Source organism: Halorubrum sp. SP9 (assembly GCF_005435015.1).
GTDB lineage: Archaea > Halobacteriota > Halobacteria > Halobacteriales > Haloferacaceae > Halorubrum > Halorubrum sodomense.
On sequence record NZ_SGXU01000319.1, the window covers coordinates 1 to 258 of the forward strand.

The 258-nt window shown below is 57.8% G+C and carries 1 pseudogene; it reads left to right on the plus strand.

Annotated features, from left to right (window positions below):
- Nucleotides 1-258: pseudogene (locus EXE45_RS21545) on the plus strand (hypothetical protein); the annotation flags it as partial.

The following is a 258-nucleotide window of genomic DNA, read 5'->3' on the forward strand; positions in this document are numbered from 1 at the left end:
GAGCCACTGGTGGTTCAGTTGGCTTGTTCATCACAACGTCAACGAGAAGCGCTCGATGCGGACGACGTGGGTCTGCGACGAGGCGAGCAACCTGTTCAAACATCACGCATCGAACGATAACGGAGGTCTCTCGACGAAAATCGATGCCGTCAGTCAGCAGTACGTCGACTTCCGCCGGAACGGGCTGTCGTTCGTGCTGCTGACCCAGAAGCCGAGGGAGATCTCCTGGATGATCCGCAAGAAGATGCGCTGGGGAGT